The 21,206-nt window shown below is 45.5% G+C and carries 15 protein-coding genes and 1 pseudogene; 4 read left to right on the forward strand and 12 right to left on the reverse strand.

Annotation, left to right across the window (positions count from 1 at the left end; genetic code table 11):
- Window positions 1–427 precede the first annotated feature (427 nt).
- Window positions 428–1,924, forward strand: a complete 1,497-nt coding sequence (locus AC6RGY_RS14585; RefSeq protein ID WP_499864170.1) for an FAD-dependent thymidylate synthase — start codon at window positions 428–430, stop codon at window positions 1,922–1,924.
- 79 nt (window positions 1,925–2,003) lie between these two features.
- Here the strand turns inward: AC6RGY_RS14585 and AC6RGY_RS14590 are convergent, their stop codons facing one another.
- The 5 genes from AC6RGY_RS14590 to AC6RGY_RS14610 form a co-directional block, all read right to left on the reverse strand.
- On the reverse strand, window positions 2,004–2,561 hold the full coding sequence (locus AC6RGY_RS14590; RefSeq protein WP_499864325.1) for an isoprenylcysteine carboxyl methyltransferase family protein: 558 nt from the start codon (window positions 2,559–2,561) through the stop codon (window positions 2,004–2,006).
- A gap of 74 nt (window positions 2,562–2,635) precedes the next feature.
- Window positions 2,636–3,703: a type III polyketide synthase gene (locus AC6RGY_RS14595; RefSeq protein ID WP_499864172.1), complete on the reverse strand. Its 1,068-nt coding sequence runs from the start codon at window positions 3,701–3,703 to the stop codon at window positions 2,636–2,638.
- A 181-nt stretch (window positions 3,704–3,884) separates the two neighbouring features.
- A complete protein-coding gene (locus AC6RGY_RS14600; protein WP_499864326.1) occupies window positions 3,885–5,510 on the reverse strand; it encodes a long-chain fatty acid--CoA ligase in 1,626 nt (541 codons plus the stop codon).
- An 862-nt stretch (window positions 5,511–6,372) separates the two neighbouring features.
- Entirely contained in the window at window positions 6,373–8,400 is a 2,028-nt protein-coding gene (locus tag AC6RGY_RS14605) for an SBBP repeat-containing protein (protein WP_499864174.1), read from the reverse strand.
- 514 nt (window positions 8,401–8,914) lie between these two features.
- A complete protein-coding gene (locus tag AC6RGY_RS14610; protein WP_499864177.1) occupies window positions 8,915–9,211 on the reverse strand; it encodes a hypothetical protein in 297 nt (98 codons plus the stop codon).
- Window positions 9,212–9,686: 475 nt separating this feature from the next.
- Between AC6RGY_RS14610 and msrB the strand changes: the two are divergent.
- From msrB to AC6RGY_RS14625, 3 genes and pseudogenes are all read left to right on the forward strand, one after another.
- Window positions 9,687–10,732 (forward strand): annotated as a pseudogene (gene msrB / locus AC6RGY_RS14615) (peptide-methionine (R)-S-oxide reductase MsrB).
- A 74-nt stretch (window positions 10,733–10,806) separates the two neighbouring features.
- Window positions 10,807–11,523, forward strand: coding sequence for a response regulator transcription factor (locus AC6RGY_RS14620; protein WP_499864179.1), 717 nt, complete (start codon window positions 10,807–10,809; stop codon window positions 11,521–11,523).
- Window positions 11,520–12,578, forward strand: coding sequence for a sensor histidine kinase (locus tag AC6RGY_RS14625; protein ID WP_499864181.1), 1,059 nt, complete (start codon window positions 11,520–11,522; stop codon window positions 12,576–12,578). The genes AC6RGY_RS14620 and AC6RGY_RS14625 overlap by 4 nt, the downstream gene beginning before the upstream one ends.
- Before the next feature lie 142 nt (window positions 12,579–12,720).
- Here AC6RGY_RS14625 and AC6RGY_RS14630 read toward each other — a convergent pair whose 3' ends face one another.
- From AC6RGY_RS14630 to AC6RGY_RS14660, 7 genes are all read right to left on the reverse strand, one after another.
- Window positions 12,721–12,861: a hypothetical protein gene (locus AC6RGY_RS14630; protein WP_499864183.1), complete on the reverse strand. Its 141-nt coding sequence runs from the start codon at window positions 12,859–12,861 to the stop codon at window positions 12,721–12,723.
- A gap of 188 nt (window positions 12,862–13,049) precedes the next feature.
- A complete protein-coding gene (locus AC6RGY_RS14635; protein ID WP_499864185.1) occupies window positions 13,050–13,517 on the reverse strand; it encodes a hypothetical protein in 468 nt (155 codons plus the stop codon).
- A gap of 20 nt (window positions 13,518–13,537) precedes the next feature.
- The gene (locus tag AC6RGY_RS14640) at window positions 13,538–16,123 is read right to left on the reverse strand and encodes a polynucleotide kinase-phosphatase (RefSeq protein WP_499864187.1); all 2,586 of its coding nucleotides are present in this window, start codon (window positions 16,121–16,123) and stop codon (window positions 13,538–13,540) included.
- Window positions 16,120–17,625 carry a 3' terminal RNA ribose 2'-O-methyltransferase Hen1 gene (locus AC6RGY_RS14645; RefSeq protein ID WP_499864189.1) on the reverse strand — a complete coding sequence of 502 codons (1,506 nt, stop codon included), beginning with the start codon at window positions 17,623–17,625 and terminating at the stop codon, window positions 16,120–16,122. Before AC6RGY_RS14645 ends, AC6RGY_RS14640 begins: the two co-directional genes overlap by 4 nt.
- A 72-nt stretch (window positions 17,626–17,697) precedes the next feature.
- Window positions 17,698–19,386 (reverse strand): hypothetical protein, encoded by a 1,689-nt coding sequence (locus AC6RGY_RS14650; protein WP_499864191.1) that lies wholly within the window; start codon window positions 19,384–19,386, stop codon window positions 17,698–17,700.
- Window positions 19,387–19,977: 591 nt separating this feature from the next.
- The gene (locus AC6RGY_RS14655) at window positions 19,978–20,478 is read right to left on the reverse strand and encodes a GNAT family N-acetyltransferase (RefSeq protein ID WP_499864193.1); all 501 of its coding nucleotides are present in this window, start codon (window positions 20,476–20,478) and stop codon (window positions 19,978–19,980) included.
- Between the two features lie 18 nt (window positions 20,479–20,496).
- Window positions 20,497–21,060, reverse strand: a complete 564-nt coding sequence (locus AC6RGY_RS14660) for a GNAT family N-acetyltransferase (protein ID WP_499864195.1) — start codon at window positions 21,058–21,060, stop codon at window positions 20,497–20,499.
- Between the last annotated feature and the right edge of the window lie 146 nt (window positions 21,061–21,206).

Consider the following 21,206-nt stretch of genomic DNA (forward strand, 5'->3'; position numbering starts at 1 on the left):
CTTCTTTTAATTCAGCATAGCATTTCGCACCCAGCTCTTGCTTTGAGGGCTAGCTCTATGGCGTGAATCTATAAAAAAGTGCGTTAATGTTTATTATTCGATATCTTTCATAAAAAACCTTCTTTGTTTGAAAGAAAATTTTTTTCTATTCCAAGCCCCCGTATTTTCACTGTATGCCAGCCCTCATACTCCTTAGAACTAGCAATCTATTCCAAGCTCTCCCTAGCCCAAAGGTCACTTTCAAAACAGCAGGCTTCTGTTAAAATAGAGAGACATGATAATGGATCTTTCGAAACGCATGGTAAATACTTTTGTCACCTATAATATGGAGACGACAGACGAAAGCGATTCATTTTTAGCCCTTTTAAACAATGATAGGAGGTGAGAGGTGATTTCTTTTCTTACATAGCAGAAATCACCCTTTTCTATGTCAACCCATTCGTCACAGCACATTGATCTGACGCAGTATGTATCCAATCTCGATCAAAATGTGTATACCATCTTTAATTTACCTGAAGAAGTTATTGCTGTTATTTTTGCCTATGTGAGCCGTAGCTCTGCTAGCTTTCGTGAGAATCTAGAGAAGTTACTTCATGATGATGATTTGGCTGTTTCTACCCACTCTAGCCAAGGGTCCCGTATGGTATCGGAGAAAGCCTCTCGCTTTCATGAGAAATGGGTCGTTGGCTACGGCCACTCTAGTGTTGCTGAGCATGCCGTCGCTCATATTGGTATTGAGAAGATTAGCCGTCTCGCATCTGCTGAGTTAGAACTAGCCAACTCCTTCAATAGTTTTACGGAATATAGCCAGCGCTACCAACGCCCTCAACGAGGAGACTATTACCTGCCATCGATCCTAGAGGAAGATCCATCTGTCAAAGATACCTATATCTCATTAAATGAAGAAGCATACACCGTTTACGAGCAATTATTGGAGAAATTAATCGCCTATTTGTCTGAATCGATCCCTCAGGAAGAGGGAGAAAGTGAGCGTCGTTTTCGCTCCCGCATCGAAAAAATCGCCTTTGAGGATGCACGATATGTGCTGACGATGGCAACACAAACCAGCCTCGGTATGACAGGAAATGGGCGCGCTCTGCGCGATACCTTGGTTCGGCTTCTCTCCAGTCCACATCAAGAATCGAGAGCGTTAGCTGAAGCGATGGAAGCAGAAATTTCCCAAGTCATTCCTACCTTGCTACGCCATGTTAAGCCAAACCAATATCTTCTTCAGACGCATGCTGCACTAGCAGAGAAAGTCTCTAAAAAAGAGACACCCTTCGTAAAAGAAGGGGAGGATTACAGACCGCATGCGCGCTTTACACAGCTACCAGAATATGATTCAGCTCTGGCGCAATTGGTGAGTCAGGTATTCATTCAAGCTGGCCATGCTTATGAGGAAGCACAAGAGAGTAGTAGAAATCTATCACTCTCAGAAAAGGAAGATATGCTAAAAGAAGCACTTCAGCACCTCCAATTTTTTGATAATCCACTGGATCTCTTTCACCACGTCACATACCAGGTAGAAATGAAAATTTCAGAGGCCAATTGGCATCAACTTCTACGTCACAATCGGGTTGCCCGTTTCACCTATGGACAGCCTACCACCCGCTTCGGCTATACCATCCCACCGCATATTGAGGCGGCTGGTTTAACAGAGTTGTATAGCGCGTTTATCGAGCGAGCGACCGCCGTGCATCAGGAAATCAAGACCTCTCATCCCGAGTTGGCACCTTACTGCGTTACCAATGCGCATCATCGTCAGATTACCATGAGTGCTTCGTTGTGGGAAATGTACCATCTCATCAATTTGCGTACCTCTCCTGAAGCCCAGTGGGATATCCGCCTCGTATTTGCTGAGCTATTCGCTGAGTGGGAGAGGCAACAACCTGTGTTAGCCCAATATGCAAAGAGACGCCTGTAGAGCACCCTACCAACAAATGAGCCCGTCACTTTTGTGACGAGCTCATTCGTTGGCTTTTTTATATCCTATAGATGCTCTGTTATCTTCTTCCAGGAAAAAACCGCCTTCTTTCTTTCATCTCACTTGCATAAGAGGTCTCATCCATTAAAATCTTCTCTTCCGCTGGAATACGAACGAGAAGCAAAATAACCGCATTACAAAGAGAAAAGAGAACCGCTGTCCCGTAAGCACCAAAGAGAAGAGGAAGCGAACCAATTTCTAGCGCAACAATGAGGTAATTGGGGTGGCGGAGATATTGATAGAGACCCCGTGTGACTGGTTGATGACCAGGCACAACCCAAATCCGTGTATTCCAGTATCGCCCCAAGGACTGAAGGCACCACACACGTAGACCTTGTGACAAAAGAAAAACAAGCAGTGGCAACGGCCACCAACTAGGAACTTCTCGTCCCACCCCTCCCACTTCCACAATCAGACTCACAAAGAAAAGGGCATGTAAGAAGACAAGCACGGGATAATGTTCTTTTCCTACTTCATATCCTCCCTGCTCCTCCATCCACTTGGCATTACGCTTCGCAACGCCTAATTCTGCTATTCGCTGTGACACAACCACCAGCAAAGTAGCTAAAAAAATCATACTCACCGTTCACTCTCCTTTCATGAGAGATAAACCAATCAAAGAATCACAAATCTCTATTCGCTCATAGGACACTAATTCCACTGAAGCAATACCTGCTCCGCACTAAATCCAGGTCCCAGTGCAGATAATAGCCCATACTGACCTGATTGCGCTCCCTTCTTCAACTCTTCCTGTAGTACGAACAAAACCGTCACGGACGACATATTCCCATACGAACGCAGAATATCCCGGGCTGAACTCAATTTGCTTGGCTCAATTGCCAGCGCTTGCTCATACGCGTCAATTACTTTCGCTCCCCCTGGATGCGTAATGTAACGTTCAATATCTTGTAGAGACAAATTGGAGCGCTGTAGAAATAAGGAAACGACTTCAGGGACCGATTGATTCACAATGGAAGGAATATCACGTGAAAATACAACCTTCAGTCCATCCTCTGTCACCTTCCATCCCATCACATCCAAGGAATCTTTCCACGTTGTACTCATCGCGTCCACCAAATAAGGAGCAGCTTCGTCTTGCTGTCCCATTCCTATTTCTTCCCCTACGATCAACACCGCCGCCGCTCCATCTGCAAAAAGAGAAGTGGCAACCAAATTACTTTTGGACATGTCTTTACGGCAGAAAGTCAAACTACATAACTCCACCGCTAAGAGAATAATATGGCTATCGGGATTGGCCTTCGCAAATTCATATGCTCGCGCCAGCCCTACCGCTCCTCCCGCACACCCTAAGCCCCACAGTGGCGTCCGTTTCACTTGAGATGACATCGAGAGACGATTCACAATATGTGCATCTATGCTGGGGGTGGAAATTCCCGATGTAGAGACAAAGATCAGGTGATCAACCTCCTCCGCTTTTACACCCGCCTTTTCCAAACAGTGCTGAATGGCTTTTACGCCAAGATCACTTGCGACTTCTATGTACGCTTCATTTCGTTCAGCAAAAGAACGCTCGGTTTCAAACCAGGAGCGCGGGCGACTCATGTAGCGTTGCTCAATATGTGTCCGATCAAATACCCGCAACAGACGATCGACATCTCGAAAGTTATCTTGAAACAATGCACGCGAGAACTCTTTCGCCTCTGCCTGAGTTAAGGAATAAGGGGGGACTGCTGTACCGATGGATTTAATAAGGGCCATAATCCACCTCCAATAATTTGGTATCTATTAACATCCCCTTCTTATTCCAATTCATTCATCTCTCCTATTACTATCATCCATGATCACACTCCCCTTCGATCAAAAGAGGCAAACGAAAGGAAATCACCCCCTTCATTTGCCTCTCCATTAGTTATTCGATTGTTTGTGTTTTCAAAACGCCTTACAACTTCATATGCAACTCATTCTTTTCCCAATTCCAATCCTTATACTGCTCTCTTAATGCCCGCTTAAGGAATTTCCCTGCAGAAGTTCGTGGGATTTCGTCCACAAAAGCATACGCATCTGGGAGCATCCAGCTTTCAAATTTCTCACTGAGAAACTGATTGAGTTCTTCTGCAGATGGACTCTTCCCTTCTACCGCAACAGCTACAACAAAAGGCCGTTCTTGCCATTTGGGATGTGGAACCCCAATCGCCGCCGCTTCTACAATATCAGGGTGCCCCATGATGGTGTTCTCCAAAGCAACGGAGCTGATCCACTCCCCACCTGATTTAATCAAATCCTTGGTGCGGTCTACAATGTTGACATAACCTTCCTCATTAATGGTCGCCATATCTCCTGTCTTAAACCAACCGTCGTCACTCCAGCTGGATTCACTACCAGGGTTATTATAATAATGACCAGCAATCCATGGCCCACGCACCTCCAACTCACCAACTGCTTGCCCGTCCCATGGTTGCTCTTTCCCTTCCGCCCAGATGCGAACATCCACATATGGAACAGCAAACCCTTGCGTCGCGCGCAGTTCATATTTCTTATCCTCATCTGCGTCCAACAGATTGGATTTAAGGATCGAACCTAGTCCCAAGGGACTCGTCTCTGTCATACCCCAGCAATGACGAACTTCTAATCCATGCTGATCAAAACCGCGGATCAACGATTCTGGAGCTGCAGATCCTCCAACAATCAAGCGCATATTACTCGGTAGCGTCCATTTCCCAGGAAATTTATTTAATGCTTGCAAGATTCCCATCCAAATAGTAGGGACCCCTGCCGTTACTGTTACCTGCTCCTGATCGTAGAGGTCCAGTAGACTCAATGGATCGAGATGCGGACCAGGGAAAATCTGTTTGGAACCAACCATCGTACAGGTAAAGGGCAATCCCCAGGCATTCACGTGAAACATCGGCACGACGGGACATATACGATCCGACTGTCCCACTCCCAAGCCATCTGGCATAGCCGAAGTGAACGAATGCAAGATGGTGGAACGATGTGAGTAGACGACCCCTTTCGGTTGACCCGTCGTCCCTGATGTGTAACACATTCCAAGTGGATCATTCTCCTCAATCTCAGGGTAAGTAAACTCCCCGGTGGCGCTATCAAGGAATGTCTCATAGTTTTCATATCCTTCTGGCACGGGTTGACCCGTCAACGGGACGACAAACACTCTTTCCACCTTCACATGATCCTTAATCGCTTCATAAAGTGGGAGCAAAATATCGTCTACAATCAAAAAGCGATCTTCTGCATGATTTATGATGTAAGCGATTTCATTTGGATGAAGTCGAATATTAAGCGTATGCAAAATACCTCCTGAGACCGGAATACCAAAGTAGGCTTCTAGGTGAGCATAGTGATTCCACATCAACGTTCCCACACGTTCCCCTTTTTTCAAACCCGCTCTCTGTAAAGCTTCTGCCAACGCACGGGACCGTCGGTAAAAGTCACCGTACGTTTGTCGATGAAGTGATTTATCTGGCATACGACTCACCATTTCGATTCTTTGAAATTGCTTCCCCGCACGTTCCAATAAGTGTACCAATGTCAAAGGATAATCCATCATCGTGGTTTTCAAACTGATCTCCCCCTTATGATTAAATCCGCACCTAACTATCAGAAGATAGCATATTAATCGAATTTCTTCTATCTTTCATTTTATCTCATATTCACCCATCTACGCAATGAAATATAGTGGAATAGAAACACTCTGAGCTCTCAAGTTATAATAGAGGCTTAACTAATTAGGAAGGATACCCTGATGAAAAACACATGAATCAATTATCTTCTTTTTCTGTTCTGGTACTAGAAACAAAAACCTAACATTACCTTGCACTTATTCCTGTCCATCTACCTTATCACTAACCAGATACTATCCAATTCTTCTATGTAATGAGAGTCGCCAAACCTAAGATGAACTTTCTAATTGAAAAAAAGTACAAGCTTAATACAATTGAAGCAACTCCAGTTAAAAAGAAGTATATGCCCATGATACTCACTCCTCACTTTTAACTAATGTCTTCACTCGATTCATAACGGTTTTAACGGACTCTAAAGAGTACTTTCTTGTCTGTGAATCTAGATCTCCTGGAATTCAACTTTTCTCCCGAACGATTTCCCCTCTGATGTTACCCATTTAAGTGTACGCAATTATGAAATCATCCCAAGTGTTAACGTAGGCGTTATGTACTATATAAAATCCTTAAATTAGTGTTGTGTGTTTAATCTGATCGCCACACTGTGTCTACTTTGATTAACCAAGTCAGATATGCACACTTCGTTGTATCTCATGGAAAATCCCCTTTTAGTAAACCTAGTGTCCTTTCACACCGTCTACTAAAAGGGGATGATCCTATACTTGCTCTCCTATGCAGGTCGCGTTAGCGTGTCCATTCTCTTTTCCTCACACGTCTCGTTCTATTCACCCATTATCCGCCCATTTCTCCTTCCCCAGCACCTCTCGGACCTCTTGCACCTCTCGGGCCTCGGGGTCCACGTGGTCCTTGTGGTCCAGTCGGTCCCGTTGGCCCTGCTATGACGGAACCTACTTTGATAATAAACGCATCCTGCTCCCCGCCGAATCTCCGCTGAAAAGCATTAAAGGTAACAGGGAAATTGTTTGACTGTGTTTGGCCGGTGAGGTAGGCACTTTCCTGTGAATCAACCGCCATTGCATTGCCCATATCACCGGCTCGACCGCCAAGATACGAGGAAAAAGAAATCCCCTGACCGGAGTAACTCATCTGTGTAATAAAAGCGTCTGTTCCACCACCCGGATTATCTTGGAAGGCATCTGATGTAAGTGGGAAGTTGGTTGAATTGGTTTGCCCAGTCACCCATGCCATTCCAAAAGAATCAACAGCAATTCCATTCCCTCTCTCCGCCCTCGTTCCACCCAGATACGTAGAATACGTCAGCGCGCTTCCAATGTCATCTACCTTTGTAACAAAGGCATCTGTTACCCCTGTTAAAATGGTCTTGAATGCATTCAGGCTAATGGGGAAATTATTGGACTCCGTTGATCCGATTATATACGCATTGTTTCCTCCATCAAGACCAATCCCATTTCCAACGTCAACGGAGGACCCTCCTAAATAAGAAGAGTAGACGAGTGCCGAGCCGGTAGTGTTCAGTTTGGATACAAAAGCATCCACCGCTCCTCCAAAGGTAGGCTGGAAGACTCCCATTGTTGTGGGGAAATTGGTCGAACGTGTCCCTCCCGTTACATAAGCCTGGTTCCCCGCATCTACCGCGATACCCAAGCCATCATCAAGATCTGTCCCTCCTATGAACGTAGAGTAGCTGAGAGCCGTTCCAGCCACGTTAAATTTCGTAACAAACACATCAGAAGAGCCTCGTAAACTGGATTGAAAAACTCCTGATGTGATCGGGAAACTGGTCGAGAAGGTACTTCCAGTTACATAGGCATTCGCTGTTTGATCTACCGCAATCCCACTACCGAGACTAAATCCGCCTGCCCCTCCCAAATAGCTGGAGTAAGTAAGCGCACTTCCATCTGGGTTTAACTTAAATGCAAAAGCGTTCGTCGTTGATCGCAAAACCGTTTGAAATGCCCCCGATGAGACCGGAAAATTCGTCGAACTGGTGCTCCCTGTAACATACGCATTTCGCGAAGCATCCAACGCGATACCACTTCCTACATCGTCATTTCTCCCACCGACAAAGGTAGAATAGACGAGTGAGCTCCCTACGGAGTTGAGCTTTGTTACAAATACATCACTAAATAAAGACTTCCTCGTCTGAAATGCTCCCGAGGTGATGGGAAAGTCCGTCGATTGCGTCATCCCTGTCACATAAGCATTACCCTCGGAATCGACAGCAATACCATTACCGGCATCTACATTGCTTCCACCCAAATACGTGGAATAAAACACCACCGGATCAATGACGAGCTTCGTCATCGGATCATAGGCGTCTCCTATCTCAAAGCCAAATGAGCCATCGACATGCAAAGAAAACTTCGTCGGGATGTTCTTACTTTCATTCTTCTTCCATTGATAGCTAATCGGCTTTCCTTCACGGAGGACTCCCTGCGAAGTATGAACATATAAATCGCCCGCTTCACTTACATAAATATGCTTCTTTCCTTCGTAGGCGAAACGAATATCAGTAATCCGCGCACCTGGATGAACCACCACATCGTATTTCAAATCTTCTTTATTTATTGATAAAACGAGGTCAATCCCATCCCAAACTTCTTTGTATATCACCTGACTTTTGTCCCTATCGAACTTTATCTCAGTACCTGGATGAGCATCGACAAACCGCAGAACAAGCGGTGCCCCATCATCGGCATCAGCGAAATGAAACACCAAGCGATTATCATAAAAATAAAATTGACATCCAGTCCCCTCTACGTAAAAACGATACCCCCCCTTCTCCTTTTCTCCTTCTTGAGCAATAGTAGGAAACAAGCGGTACTCTTTTTGCTTCACATTCGCACTCCTTTCATATGCCCTTTAAATGTTTTCTCCTTCATAATTAAAAATATGCCTCTCCCCTTGCAAGAGTGTGGATGTTGAGCACTTTATTTTAAAATCAAATGAAAGTCCCTTTTAAAGTAAACTCTCCTAATAAGCGACCTCTACATACTTTCACACACAGTACTAGCCCAACTGATGCCCCTTTTTTGTAGCTAGTAACCAGTGTACCTCCTAAAAAAATCCAGAATCACAAGAAACGCTCCAGCAGTCGCCGACAAGCCTCCAATAATAACACCCACACCAGGAGGAAACGCTGTCCCCATCGTCCTCCACATCACCTCCTCAAACAGTGACATATGAAAAGAGGCATGAACATAGTTAAAGCCTGCTGAAAGAAGTTTCTCCTCCAGCAGGCTTTCTTCACCTTGTTTGGCATTTCATTTTGTTATCAACCCATCTATATAGAAAGGAGGAATGAAATCACTCCGAATGATCATCTACTAACCTAACTCGTTGGAAGTACCTCTCACTGATCATCCATCTTCTCATCCTCTTCCTTCATATCGTCCTCTTTCATCTCTTTATCTCCCTCCATCTTCTCCTTATCTTCTTTCATTTCCTCGCTCATCTCTTCTTTTTCTCCTTCTTCCATCGTCTCCTCTTCCTTCATTGTGTCCTCTTCCTCTTTCATCTCATCCTCTTTCATTTCTTCATCCGTCATCTTCTTATCTTCCATCTTCTCTCCTTCTTCCTCATTGCTCGCACAGGCGGCCAAAGCAAAGACAAGCATCAACGACATAAACAGATAGGCAATTTTTTTCATTTGGAGACCCTCCATATGGTTATAGTAATGACTCGTCTCCAATAATAAAGTCTCTACCTTGCAAAAACATAACGAGGACCTCCGATTTTCTTGCGAATGGGTAACAAATTCCTATCATCCCTCTCTTGTGATGATGCAACGAAAGTGAAATGCCTCCTATATAAAAATGAAAGGAATTTGTAAGCATGATGTACTGTTCATTGCTTACAATGAGGTTATTCGATGGGTCATTTCGTACGTTTTCCTTACGATCCATCCATTCATCTCAATAACCACTATGAGGAGTGAGACGATGAAACGAGCAAAATGGATCAAAGGCAGTTTTGTGCTCTTACTGGCTATCACAGTGTGCTTTATCGGATGGGAAGGAGTTCAATCCCTTATCGGTAAATCCCAGAGCAGTACCGAAGTCAGTCATCCAACTGAGTCGGGAGAAAAGAGAGTGGCTACTTTCGCTGGAGGATGTTTTTGGTGTATGGAACCTCCGTTTGAGAAACTAACGGGTGTAAAAGAAGTGATTTCTGGCTACACCGGAGGCGATGTGAGCAATCCTTCATACAAAGAGGTTTCCTCCGATACGACGGGTCATGTCGAAGCGGTACAAGTCACTTATGACCCGAGCCAGATCTCTTATGAGACGTTGTTAGACGTTTATTGGCGTCAAGTGGACCCCACCGATGCCGAAGGTCAATTCGTCGATCGAGGGGAAAGCTATCTCTCCGCCATTTTTTATCATAATGAGGAGCAGAAAAAAGCAGCTCTGAAGTCTAAAGAAGCTCTACAAGAATCAGGGCGGTTTGATGAACCCATTGTAACGGAAATTCGTGAGGCAGACGTGTTTTACAAAGCCGAGGAATACCATCAGGATTACTATGAGAAAAACCCGCTTCGGTATAAGTACTATCGCTCCAATTCCGGACGTGATCAATTTTTAGAAGAAGTTTGGGGGGAGACTGAGTGAAGAAAGGGGAGATGAAGTTGATTAAAATGTGGCGCATCGGGTCACTGCTCATTATTATGAGTACACTCCTTTTAGCTTGTAGTGCGAACTCGCCTATCAGTAAAGAAAGAGCCGAAGAAAATTCGGGAGAACCGGTCAAGGATTTAAACTTAGAGAAACGATTAACCGACCTTCAATACGAAGTCACGCAAGAAAATGGTACTGAGCCTGCTTTTGACAATGATTATTGGGATCATAAAGAAGAAGGAATCTATGTCGATATCGTCTCAGGAGAAGCCCTGTTCAGCTCAACCGATAAATACGATTCTGGAACGGGTTGGCCTAGTTTTACTCAGCCTATTTCTGAAAATGCGATTGTTGAGGTAGATGATGATACACTGTTTAGTAAGAGGGTAGAGGTACGTAGCCAAAGAGCCGATTCCCATTTGGGGCATGTATTTACCGATGGACCCGAACCCACGGGCTTACGTTATTGCATCAATTCGGCAGCACTGCGCTTTGTCCCAAAAGAAGAGCTAAAAGCAGAAGGGTATGAAAAGTGGCTCCCTCTATTTCAATGAAGGAAGGAGTGAACAGGCGCTCACGGAAGTCGTGCATCTGGTCCGTTGATACTAGATGACAAACGCCAGTCAACATGAACCATCGGATTCTACTAATCGAAGATGAGACCAGTATTCAAGAAGTGTGTCAACGTTATTTAGAACGGGAAGGATACGAAGTTTTCACTGCACTAGATGGAGAAGCAGGGTGGGAACTGTTTCAACAACACCGGCCAGATCTTATCATTTTGGATCTCATGTTGCCTAAAAAAGACGGGTGGAAGTTGTGCGAGGAGATCCGCCTTCAATCTGACGTCCCTATTATTATGCTTACCGCCCGTGGTGAAGAGCGAGAGCGCATCATGGGATTAACCATTGGCGCAGACGATTATCTAACCAAACCCTTCTCTCCACGAGAACTGGTATTGCGTGTTCAGGTAATCTTACGTCGCGTGACAAAACGAGAGCAAGAAAATCCTGACACAACCGCTCAAAAAAACCTTCTGTTTCGTGATTTAGAGATCGATCCCACCACCCGTCGGGTCACATCCTATGAGAAATCCGTTAATTTAACTGTAAAAGAGTTTGAACTCTTACTACTTTTAGCCAAACACCCCAAACAAGTCTTCTCTCGCCTGCAAATCATGGATCGTATCTGGGGAACGACGTACGAGGGGGACATGAATGTCGTCACTGTTACCATTAGTCGTCTACGAGAAAAAATTGAACGACATCCTTCTCAACCACGCTGGATTCACACTGTTTGGGGCATTGGCTATCGCTTTGAAGCCGCTGGAGGCGAAGACGAATGAAGCTGAGACAACAACTCCTACTGATCACTTTACTAAGCTATAGCATTATGGTCGTCGCTTTATTTATCTGTTATAGCCAAATGCTTCTCTCTTATGAACAGATGCGTCTGTTAACCGGCATTGCGCTCGGAGCGGCCATCGTTTCCTTCGGTTCCTACTGGTTGATGTCTCTTCCCATTCATCGCGCGATTGGACAATTGATGCGATTGACGGAACGAATTAGTCAGAAGGATTTCCCCCAACAACAGGTTCCCATTCATGGGGCCAAAGAGTTTCGCGAGTTGGCCCAGTCTCTCACTGATATGGGGCAGAAGCTAGAACAAAGCTTTCAACAATTAGAGGAGGGTGAGCAGGCACGTCGGGAACTGATCGCCAATGTGTCTCATGATCTACGAACGCCGATTGCCGTCGTGCAGTCCATGATTGAAGCCCTTCAGGATGACCTGGTTCCCGATCCCGAAACGAAAGCAAGGTATTTTTCCACCAGTCTCAAAGAGATTCGACGGCTCAACGATCTAATCAATGACCTCTTTGAACTCTCCAAGTTGGATGCACAACAGGAAGATTTTCATCCACACAACACAGACATCGAGTGGATCTTACTCGAAGTGCTCGATGCACAGGCACTCTCCCTACGAGAGAAAGAGATCGACGTGCAAATTTCTGTTCCTGATCAGTTGCCCTTCATCCATACCATGCCAGAAAAAATAACCCGTGTCGTCAGCAACCTCATCCAAAACGCGATCCGTCACTCTCCTACGCAAGGGAAAATAGAATTGGTTCTTCGTCTGAGCGAAAAGACAAAAACACTTGAATTCCTTATTCGTGATGAAGGAGAAGGCGTTCCCGCAGAGGAGCGTGAACGCATCTTCGATCGATTCTATCGCACGGATCAGTCTCGCAACAAAGAATCGGGAGGATCAGGATTAGGATTGGCTATTGCCAAGTCACTAGTGGAGCTACATCAAGGTCAAATTGGGGTAAGAGCACGAGCAGACGGGAAGTGCGGGAGTGAGTTTTGGTTTACGCTGCCTTATGAAAAGGAAGATGTGTGAGAGGCTCCAGCAGATTGGACTGAAAAATTAAGGTCAGGTAGATTGAGTTCAATCACTAAAGAGGGGAGAACCGATCATGCCGAAAAAAGAAGAAGAGCCTAGGAAGAAGGAATTCTCCCTAGGCTCTTCGCAAAAAAACACGCTATTCACTTTCCTCTTCAGACTCTTCTTCTTCCATATTCTCGGTATCCGTTGTTTCTGTATCTTCCTCTTCTGCAGCATTACAAGCCGTTACTCCAAACACGAGCATAAGGGATGCCAAGAGAGCTGCTGTTTTATTCATAGAAAAAACCCCCAGTTATTTAGTAGTAGAGTTGAACGATCAACCCTAAGGGCGATTATATCAGAAAGATCCGTTTATTTTGTTATTTTTATGTTTAGTTCATAATAGCCAATGGTAAAGTAAATATGAAATTAGAAAACAAGCTGACTAGGTTTACTTTCTAGTCAGCTTGTTCTAATCATCCATTCCTATTTATTGATTGTAGCTATTGCAGAGATGTCACAATGCATGAGTTGATGTCGTTGAAGAAGTTCCATTGCTTTACACGATACAACGAGGGAAACACCTTCCAGGCAAAAGTCATGACCTGACCATTTCACTTCTTTATCTTTTATTTTTATCTCTCCACTTGGAAGCAACCTCACAAAAGGAGGCAAGCAGGTTTCTCGATGAAACGCGGAAAACATCTCATTTGTAGAAACCTTTATTTCTTCGAACTTGTATCCAGTCAGTTTAGAAGCCAAAATACTCTCAGCCAATGATTTCGATACGATGAAACATGGGCTTGTCTCCAGTAAATCATCCCCTAGCCACCCAGAGAACTCATAGTGAAGAAACTTTATTTTCCGGTGCCCACTGTCGTAGTAAGTACGATCCAATATGGTATCTTCACCAAAGCCTCCTGCCACTTCAGGACTTAACATATACAATTCCATAGAACATCACTTCCATCCCCTTAGAGCCGTGGGTCCATTGGCTCGCTTTCCAGTGCCATTACGCCAAAGACACATTCGTGTACCTTACGAAGGGGCTCTTGCCTCACAAAACGAGTCAAGCCTTCGATGCCTAGCATAAATTCTCGTAAGGCGAGAGAACGTTTCTTGCGCAACCCTCTTGCTCGTAAGCGCTCCAAATGTTCTGGGGCGGTATAATCAGGTCCATAGATGATACGCAAGTACTCGCGACCACGGCATTTCACTGCCGGTTGGATCATGCCACGATCTCCTGTCACAATGAAGCCTAGCGGTTTTACTACCATGCCTTCTCCACCACGAGCGGTCATCTCTTCCCACCATGTTATCGCTTCTGCCACATCGCCATCATCATGAAGATCAATCACCCGATAATTTGTTGCTTGCATCATCTCAGAGTCCGCATCACAGAGAATGGACAGTTCTTCCATATGCCACTGATGATCACGGTTGCTATGCACCTTCCCTTCTGTCGCCAAAAGATGAAACGGCGCCAGTTTAAAGTCGCTCAGAGAATCCACCGGCCAACAATAACGTTGATAAGCCTCTACAAAGTGGCCCGCATTCTCTGCACGCTGACGATAGGTTTCCAGAAGGGGATTTATATCCAGCCCTCTCGCCAAACCCTGCTCTAAAGTAGTCACTACTTCCGGTAAAGCTGCGTTAGCCGCCGCTCCAACCGATGCATATTGTTGACGCAAGAGTTCCTGTGTCTTAGCCGACCAGGGCATCAATTCACAATCGAGGCACACCCAATCTGTCTCCCACCGATCCCACAATGCAGATTTCTCCATCGCCTGCTGTATTCGAACAAGAAACTGCGCTTCCAGATCCTGATCATCAAAAAACCGCCGACCGGTACGGGTGTAACAGATGCCAATTCCTTCTCCTTGAATGCCAAATCGCTTAGTCGCCACCTCTTCATTGCGACAGATGACGACAACTGCACGTGATCCCATGTGCTTCTCCTCACAGATCACCTGTGTCACACCACGTTCACGGTAATACGAGAAAGCATCCTGTGGATGCTCCAACCATCCCTCTTTTTGTGAAGTATCTGATGGAGACATCGTGGGGGGGAGATAGATAAGCCACTTCGGATCAACAGCAAAGCGACTCATGGTCTCGAGTGCCGCCGCTGCCTGGCCAGCTTCAATCGTGATGGTGCGTTGGAAGGAAGTCGAAACCTTTCGCTTCCCCATAACATCTTTAATGTACAGAATATCATCCATCTCTTGCTGAATACTTCTTTCTGCTGTGTCCACCGAATTTATGATGCCTACCTTTTTAAAAGGGCGAGCCGACTCCTTATACGTCTTTTGTGCTGGCACAGATACAGTCTCCTGCTCCGGATAACGTAGGGCAGTCAATGCTCCTCCAAACACACATCCCGTATCGATGTTTACCGTCCCATTTAACCATGCTGGTTCTCCTACCGGAGTATGCCCATAGACAACCATCGCTTCCCCTCGATAATCCTGCGCCCAATTGAGCCGAATGGGAAGTCCATATTCATCTTTCTCGCCAGTCGTCGCTCCATAAAGAGCAAAGTCGCGTACTTTACCCGAAGCGCGTCCTTGCATTTCTTCTTTTAACCCTGCATGTGCAACCACTAGTTTCCCCTCGTCCAGTACGTAATGACTGATCAGTCCGTCCAAAAATCCACCTGCCACATCCACGAAGGAAGGAGATTCCTCTGCCAATTGTTCCAGTGACTCGGCCAATCCATGGCGGACAGTCACCTTATTCCCCTTCAACTTACGCGCTAATTTGGCATCATGGTTACCTGCCACACAGAAAGCCATCCCTTGTTCGACCATCGCCATCACGAGGCGTAAGACAGCCGGTGTCTTTGGTCCGCGATCCACCAAATCGCCGACGAAAATGGCGCGCCGTCCTTCCGGATGCGAAACAGCAACCTTCTTGCTCCCCTCATCCTCTTCACATTCCTCCATCTGATAGCCCAGTTTCGTTAACAATGTCACCAACTCATCATAGCAACCATGAACATCACCAATGATGTCAAACGGTCCTTTCTCCTCTTTACGGTTGGTCCACGACTTCCGCTTCGAGATGGCAACAGACGCTACCTCTTCCTCTGACTTTAAATGATGAATATAGCGAAATCCTTCCCTTTTTAGCCCTTTCAGTGATCTTCGTAATTGTTGTGACTGACGACGCACCACATAAGAACCAAAATGGCGATCTTCTCGCGCTTGGTTGCGCTCATGGCAGACACTTTCCGGCAAATCTAAGACAATCGCCACCGGCATAAAATGATAGGCACGTGCCATTTCAATCAGCTGCTTCCGCCCTTCTTTCTGGACATTGGTCGCATCAATCACCGTCATTCTTCCCTTTTCCAAACGTTTACGAGCGATAAAGTGAAGAATCTCAAACGCTTCTTGACTAACCGATTGATCATTTTCGTCATCGGCCACCAAACCACGGCAGAAATCAGAAGACAATACTTCCGTCGCCAGAAAATGTTGCTTGGCAAAAGTAGTTTTTCCTGCCCCCGAGGGACCCATCAATACAACCAGTGAACATTCGGGCATCTCAATTTTCATCCTTCATCTCCTCTCCTTTCCTCAGATATCGTCTTTTGATCCAATACACGCTCAAACACCGCCATCTGCGTCGGTGAACCTACCTTATCATCGACGGGACCAATCGGCGCAAAGGTTACCGTATACTGAAAAGAGGTGGCTACTTTATTTGCCCAAGTAGCAAACTGCTCCCTCGTCCATTCAAAACGATGATCACGATGACGAAACTTGTCCGCAGGTAGATTGGCAAAAAGCGCATTGTATTCTGCATTGGGTGTCGTAACAAGTACGATGGGTGGTTTAGAAAGCCCAAAACAGACACGTTCAAACGCAACTAAGCGCGCTTCATCCAAGTGTTCAATAACTTCAACTACAGTAGCCGCATCAAAACCACGAAGACGCTGGTCATCGTATAATAGAGAGCCTTGGAAGAGTTGTACTCGTGATCTTTCTGCTTCATCCATGTGATCCAAACGTAGACGTGATTTCGCCCTTTCCAACGTTAGTGGGGAAACATCCATACCCGCGATGCGGTTAAAGCTATGTTCATGAAGCAAATAGCGAAGAAGCTTTCCTTCTCCACATCCAAGATCGATCACACTTGTTACTTTCTTTTCTAGCAAGGTTCGCTGTACCGCTTCATAGCGTTGTTGATTGAGGCTCTTCTTCTCGTCTCTTTCTCTATTCGCTGGCACCAAAACCTCTTGTTCCTGCTGATTCTGCTGTTTCCCTTGAGCCTCTCTTACTCTGTCCGTTTCACTCGCTATCTTCTCTCCTGCTCGTTCCTCCTCTTCTGTCAGTTGTATCAAGGCTGTACGTACCAAGGACTGGCGATTCCCTAAGTAGCGAGCCGTGATCAGCTCGCGTTGAGGATGCTCTTGTAACCACCCCTCGCCATGTTTGAGTAGCTTCTCTTTCTCTTCGTCACCAATCCAATAGTGCTTGTCTCGATCTAAAACAGGGAGTAATACATATAAATGCGAGAGTAGTGCTTGCAACGTACATTCACCTTTTAGATTCAACTGATAATAGGGGCTTTTCCCCCATTCCGGAAATTGCTCGTCTAGCGGAAAACCACTAACCTCCACTTCATAGCCAAGTGGCTCAAACAGCTTTCGCAGTAGAGATTCTCCCCCGCGACTAGCAACAACGGATAAACTTGCCGTCAGCGATAATGCTTCCTGTACCCGTTGGGGCCTCTCTTTACTTTTTCCGTTAAGTGCCGTTCCCAGCACTTGAGCAATTGCAACACTCATAAAAGAAGAAGAAACGTAGGGACGGTCATTCACATAGTGCCCCAGGGCTGGCGATTCTCCTTTTACTCTTTTCCGCCCCCGAACGAGACCAATCGGATCTAAATCGAGTAATAGTGCCACTTTACATTGGGGATCCGTTATTTCGGGGTAAAAGAGGTGCGCCTTCCCAAAAGAAAGGGAGAAGGTTTGTGTTCGATCCGGATGTTTATATAGCAAGAAGCCCAAATCCCTTGGAGCCGCGTCCGTTAGTGTAATGGTTAACAGCATCGATTTTCCTCCTTATAAAATTCAAAAGGAGCCCCTCTCTTCGCGATCAGAGGGACCCCTCCAACATGCCTGTTATCGATCGATTTGCAATGACTCATTCGTAAATTCATCGATGGCAGCAATGGCTTCTCCAGTATCTTGATAGGTAAAGGAGACATCGTGCCCCTTCTCTAGAAAGACTGCATAGGGAAATTTAGAAGAGTTAAGGGTATAGATCTGATTGCTTCCCTCAAGCAAGAATTGAACGACCACATTCTCTTCGCTTTGCCGATCTTTATAGACCGCCAGTACTTTCCCCTTCTCTTCCTTCTTATTACTCTCATCTGTAGGCGCAGCGTCGTCACTATCCAAGTTAGTAGATATAGCGTATTTGTACTTGTTTAACGCTTCCTGTTTGGTATCTCCATAAGCATATACCTTTTCATCATTGGCGTTAATTAGCATCACCTTGCGAAAGACATCATTGCCATCAAGTGCTGTCAGCACCCATGTGTTTTGTCCATAGATGTTGAACAACATTGGATTCGAACCACGCCACTGCTTCTCTTTAAAGGTTTTAGCCACCACATCGATGGCCGCTTTCCCATTCAACATGCCATTAACTCCGGTATAGTAGGTCATCTCCCCTGTACGCGAGTCCATCATGGTATAACCTACCATGGAGCCAGCATTCTCCTCTGCACGTGTATGATCCGTCACCCACTGCATACGTAATTCTGGATCGAAGACAGCCAATACCTCGTCGTAACCTTCCCATTCGGTCGGCGCATGCATATCTTTTTTACCAAAGTTGAAGAAACCATGTTTATAGCGTCCCAACCAGTGATTGCGCTCTTCTGCCACATCCGTCGGAATGACTTGGTCAACAAAGGCGGGAACCTGCTCGATCGCATGCTTCTTCATTTCGCCTGTTGCTGGATCCACCAGCACTACACCATCCACTTCACGAACTTGACGGTATTTTTCATAACTTCCGTAACTCACCGCATAATACGGCTTCCCATTATCATCGGGCTCGAAGGAAGCATTCATCAATACCAGATCGGGGTACTGGCTTCTTACCGCACGATAAAGGCTATCACCAAACCAGGCACTTGGGACCACCTTCATATCCGCTTCTACGAATTCTGCTTGCGCACGCTGGTCTTCCGCACTTACTTTGATGTATCCTGGTATCTTCTCCGACTGAAACCATTTGAAAAAGCCTTTATACTCTACCGGGGTCACCCAATAAAGCTCCCCGTCGATGCTTTGAATAGAGGCTTGCCCTAAATCATAATAGAAATAGTTTTCCACCTTACCCAGCACTTTTTCCGATTTATAAACGGCGTACTCACGCGGGACAACGGGCAAATGTTGTTCATTCATCGGCTCTAATTTTTCTTCCGAAACCTTGGCATCGACGAATTCATATTTGTCTTGGGAGATGGTGATTGGGTAAATGGTTACCATATACGCAAAGATCAATAAAATCAAGATACCTACTAGATTGCCTAGCCTTTGATCTACTCTTGCTTTTACCGGATAGATGAAGCGATCGGTAATAAGTAAAAGCGCGATCAACAAGCCATAGTAAGTAGCGTATGCGGTCCACGTTTGATCCATCAAGAGAATGTAGAAGACGAAAAGTCCGTATCCGAAACCCACTAGTAAGCGAATCGCTTGAAACAGATAGAAAAACTTGTTCTTCCTTTGATTCATCCAGATAGATGGGTACAAAGTCAAAAAGGTTAGCGATAGCAACAGGGCTGTCAGAATCATAATGACCCTCCTCTATTCATGTGAATATCTGTTCTCTATATAGTCCTCTTCCCTATCCATATGAATGGAAGCAAGCGAAGTTGCCACTCATCACAAACAGAAAGAGAGGATTAACCATAATGCATTGGCAAGCGATTCTCATCCAAACAATTTTGTCTCTTAATCTACTATACTTCTACTATTAGTGTAGCAGGAGATCGTTGTGACTCTCAAGACAAAAGAGAGAGAGCAAGACTCCCTTTTCCCCTCAAAAGATGGGTAGTAGATCATATAGAATGAAGGGATAAAGATACATCCATCAGATCCCTTTCCTATCTATACAATATATTTATTTTTTAACAAATATCTCGGTTTAAGAGAGCGGTCAATGGAGTAGGAAGAGAAAGAAGGTTCCTGATCAAAAATAATTCGATGTGTTACTGCATACCCTTTAACCATTACTCTTCCATTTATCAACTGGGTTAATCTACATTTCAATAGACAGAGCCATTGCGACGACCCCCGGAGTCACTGAGTACACTGAGGATCGTCGCAATGGCTCCTTATCATCAGCAGAGGAATATCTCCCACATTATTTATTGATGAGCTCCCTTATAACCACAACACCATCCACTCCTCATCAATATAGCGATCACCTAGCTTCATCGCTCCAGGTTCCACTCCCCACACCTTAAAACCCAGCTGTGCGTATAGACGTTTTGCTTCCTGATTCTCTCTCCCCACCGCTAGTTGGAGCTGCTCTAGTCCTTCCAACTTCCTTGCGCGATAGATGGCTTCCGACAGGAGTGATTTCCCTATACCCATTCCTCTCGTCCGAGGTGAACAATACATACCCCAGATCATTCCTTTATGCGCCGTCTTCCTACCTTTTTGACGAGTGAAACCAACCAACCCTACCAGCTTTTCCGCCACAAACGCTCCGAGGAGAAATGCTTCCTCTCGCGGTGCCAATTTCTTTGTCACCTTTTCTAAGGACTGGTTTAGAAAATCGCTCTCGTCCTCACAAAAAGCATCGGGGTGTTCCTTTAACGACTGCCGCCGCAATGCATAAAATGACTCAGCATCCCTTCTATCAAGCAGGCGAATTTCCATCTCACACCCCTCCACTCTTTATTCTTTCATCTCCCTCTGCTCTTTCCACTCGCGGGCAAGCAGACCAAATTTAAGCGTATCCTCATACGATCCTGCGACGAGTGATCCTTCTCGCATCTTGCCTTCTAGCTGAAAACCCAACCGCGTCGGAATGCCAGCGCTCGCTCTGTTGCTCTCCGCACAGCTAATCGTCACGCGGTGAATTCCTCTTTCATAAACCAACTCATCGATCAGTGTCCGCACTGCTTTCGTCATGACACCCTGACCACAGTACGCTTCCCCTAGCCAATATCCGATCTCCGCCTTATTTTCAATCTTATTAAAGCTATTCACTCCCACGACCCCTGCAATCTTTTCGCCTATCCAGATACCGAAATGCACCTCTGAACCGCTTGCAAATTGCGAAAGTGCATGAGAGATAAAGGATTGCGTATCTTTTACCGCTTTCGTATGAGGGACAAAAGGCATATACTTCTTCAGATGTTCTCTGTTTTGTTCAACGAGCTGAAACAACAATGTTGCATGACGTTGTTCTAGAAGTTTTAGTGTGATTTGGTCATCAATCGTATGTTGTAGTAGCATGTTTGACCCTCTCTTTTCCTAACTTCACTACAGAGTAAAGGTAGTTTTTATATCTTTATACAGGAACACCTGCTTTTTGATTCCTTCCATTATACAGAGTTGTATGGCAAACCAGCAAGTTCTTTTCAGAGAAGCTGTCATGGTTG

Source organism: Mechercharimyces mesophilus, from assembly GCF_059818345.1.

What these genes read in the sequence shown, in the direction of transcription:
- AC6RGY_RS14655 (WP_499864193.1), bottom strand. Translation starts at nt 20,478, where the DNA reads ATGGAAATTCGCCTGCTTGATAGAAGGGATGCTGAGTCATTTTATGCA.
- AC6RGY_RS14630 (WP_499864183.1), bottom strand. Translation starts at nt 12,861, where the DNA reads ATGAATAAAACAGCAGCTCTCTTGGCATCCCTTATGCTCGTGTTTGGA.
- AC6RGY_RS14645 (WP_499864189.1), bottom strand. Translation starts at nt 17,625, where the DNA reads ATGCTGTTAACCATTACACTAACGGACGCGGCTCCAAGGGATTTGGGC.
- AC6RGY_RS14600 (WP_499864326.1), bottom strand. Translation starts at nt 5,510, where the DNA reads ATGATGGATTATCCTTTGACATTGGTACACTTATTGGAACGTGCGGGG.
- AC6RGY_RS14625 (WP_499864181.1), top strand. Translation starts at nt 11,520, where the DNA reads ATGAAGCTGAGACAACAACTCCTACTGATCACTTTACTAAGCTATAGC.
- AC6RGY_RS14595 (WP_499864172.1), bottom strand. Translation starts at nt 3,703, where the DNA reads ATGGCCCTTATTAAATCCATCGGTACAGCAGTCCCCCCTTATTCCTTA.
- AC6RGY_RS14650 (WP_499864191.1), bottom strand. Translation starts at nt 19,386, where the DNA reads ATGATTCTGACAGCCCTGTTGCTATCGCTAACCTTTTTGACTTTGTAC.
- AC6RGY_RS14585 (WP_499864170.1), top strand. Translation starts at nt 428, where the DNA reads ATGTCAACCCATTCGTCACAGCACATTGATCTGACGCAGTATGTATCC.
- AC6RGY_RS14660 (WP_499864195.1), bottom strand. Translation starts at nt 21,060, where the DNA reads ATGCTACTACAACATACGATTGATGACCAAATCACACTAAAACTTCTA.
- AC6RGY_RS14640 (WP_499864187.1), bottom strand. Translation starts at nt 16,123, where the DNA reads ATGAAAATTGAGATGCCCGAATGTTCACTGGTTGTATTGATGGGTCCC.
- AC6RGY_RS14610 (WP_499864177.1), bottom strand. Translation starts at nt 9,211, where the DNA reads ATGAAAAAAATTGCCTATCTGTTTATGTCGTTGATGCTTGTCTTTGCT.
- AC6RGY_RS14620 (WP_499864179.1), top strand. Translation starts at nt 10,807, where the DNA reads ATGAACCATCGGATTCTACTAATCGAAGATGAGACCAGTATTCAAGAA.
- AC6RGY_RS14635 (WP_499864185.1), bottom strand. Translation starts at nt 13,517, where the DNA reads ATGGAATTGTATATGTTAAGTCCTGAAGTGGCAGGAGGCTTTGGTGAA.
- AC6RGY_RS14590 (WP_499864325.1), bottom strand. Translation starts at nt 2,561, where the DNA reads ATGATTTTTTTAGCTACTTTGCTGGTGGTTGTGTCACAGCGAATAGCA.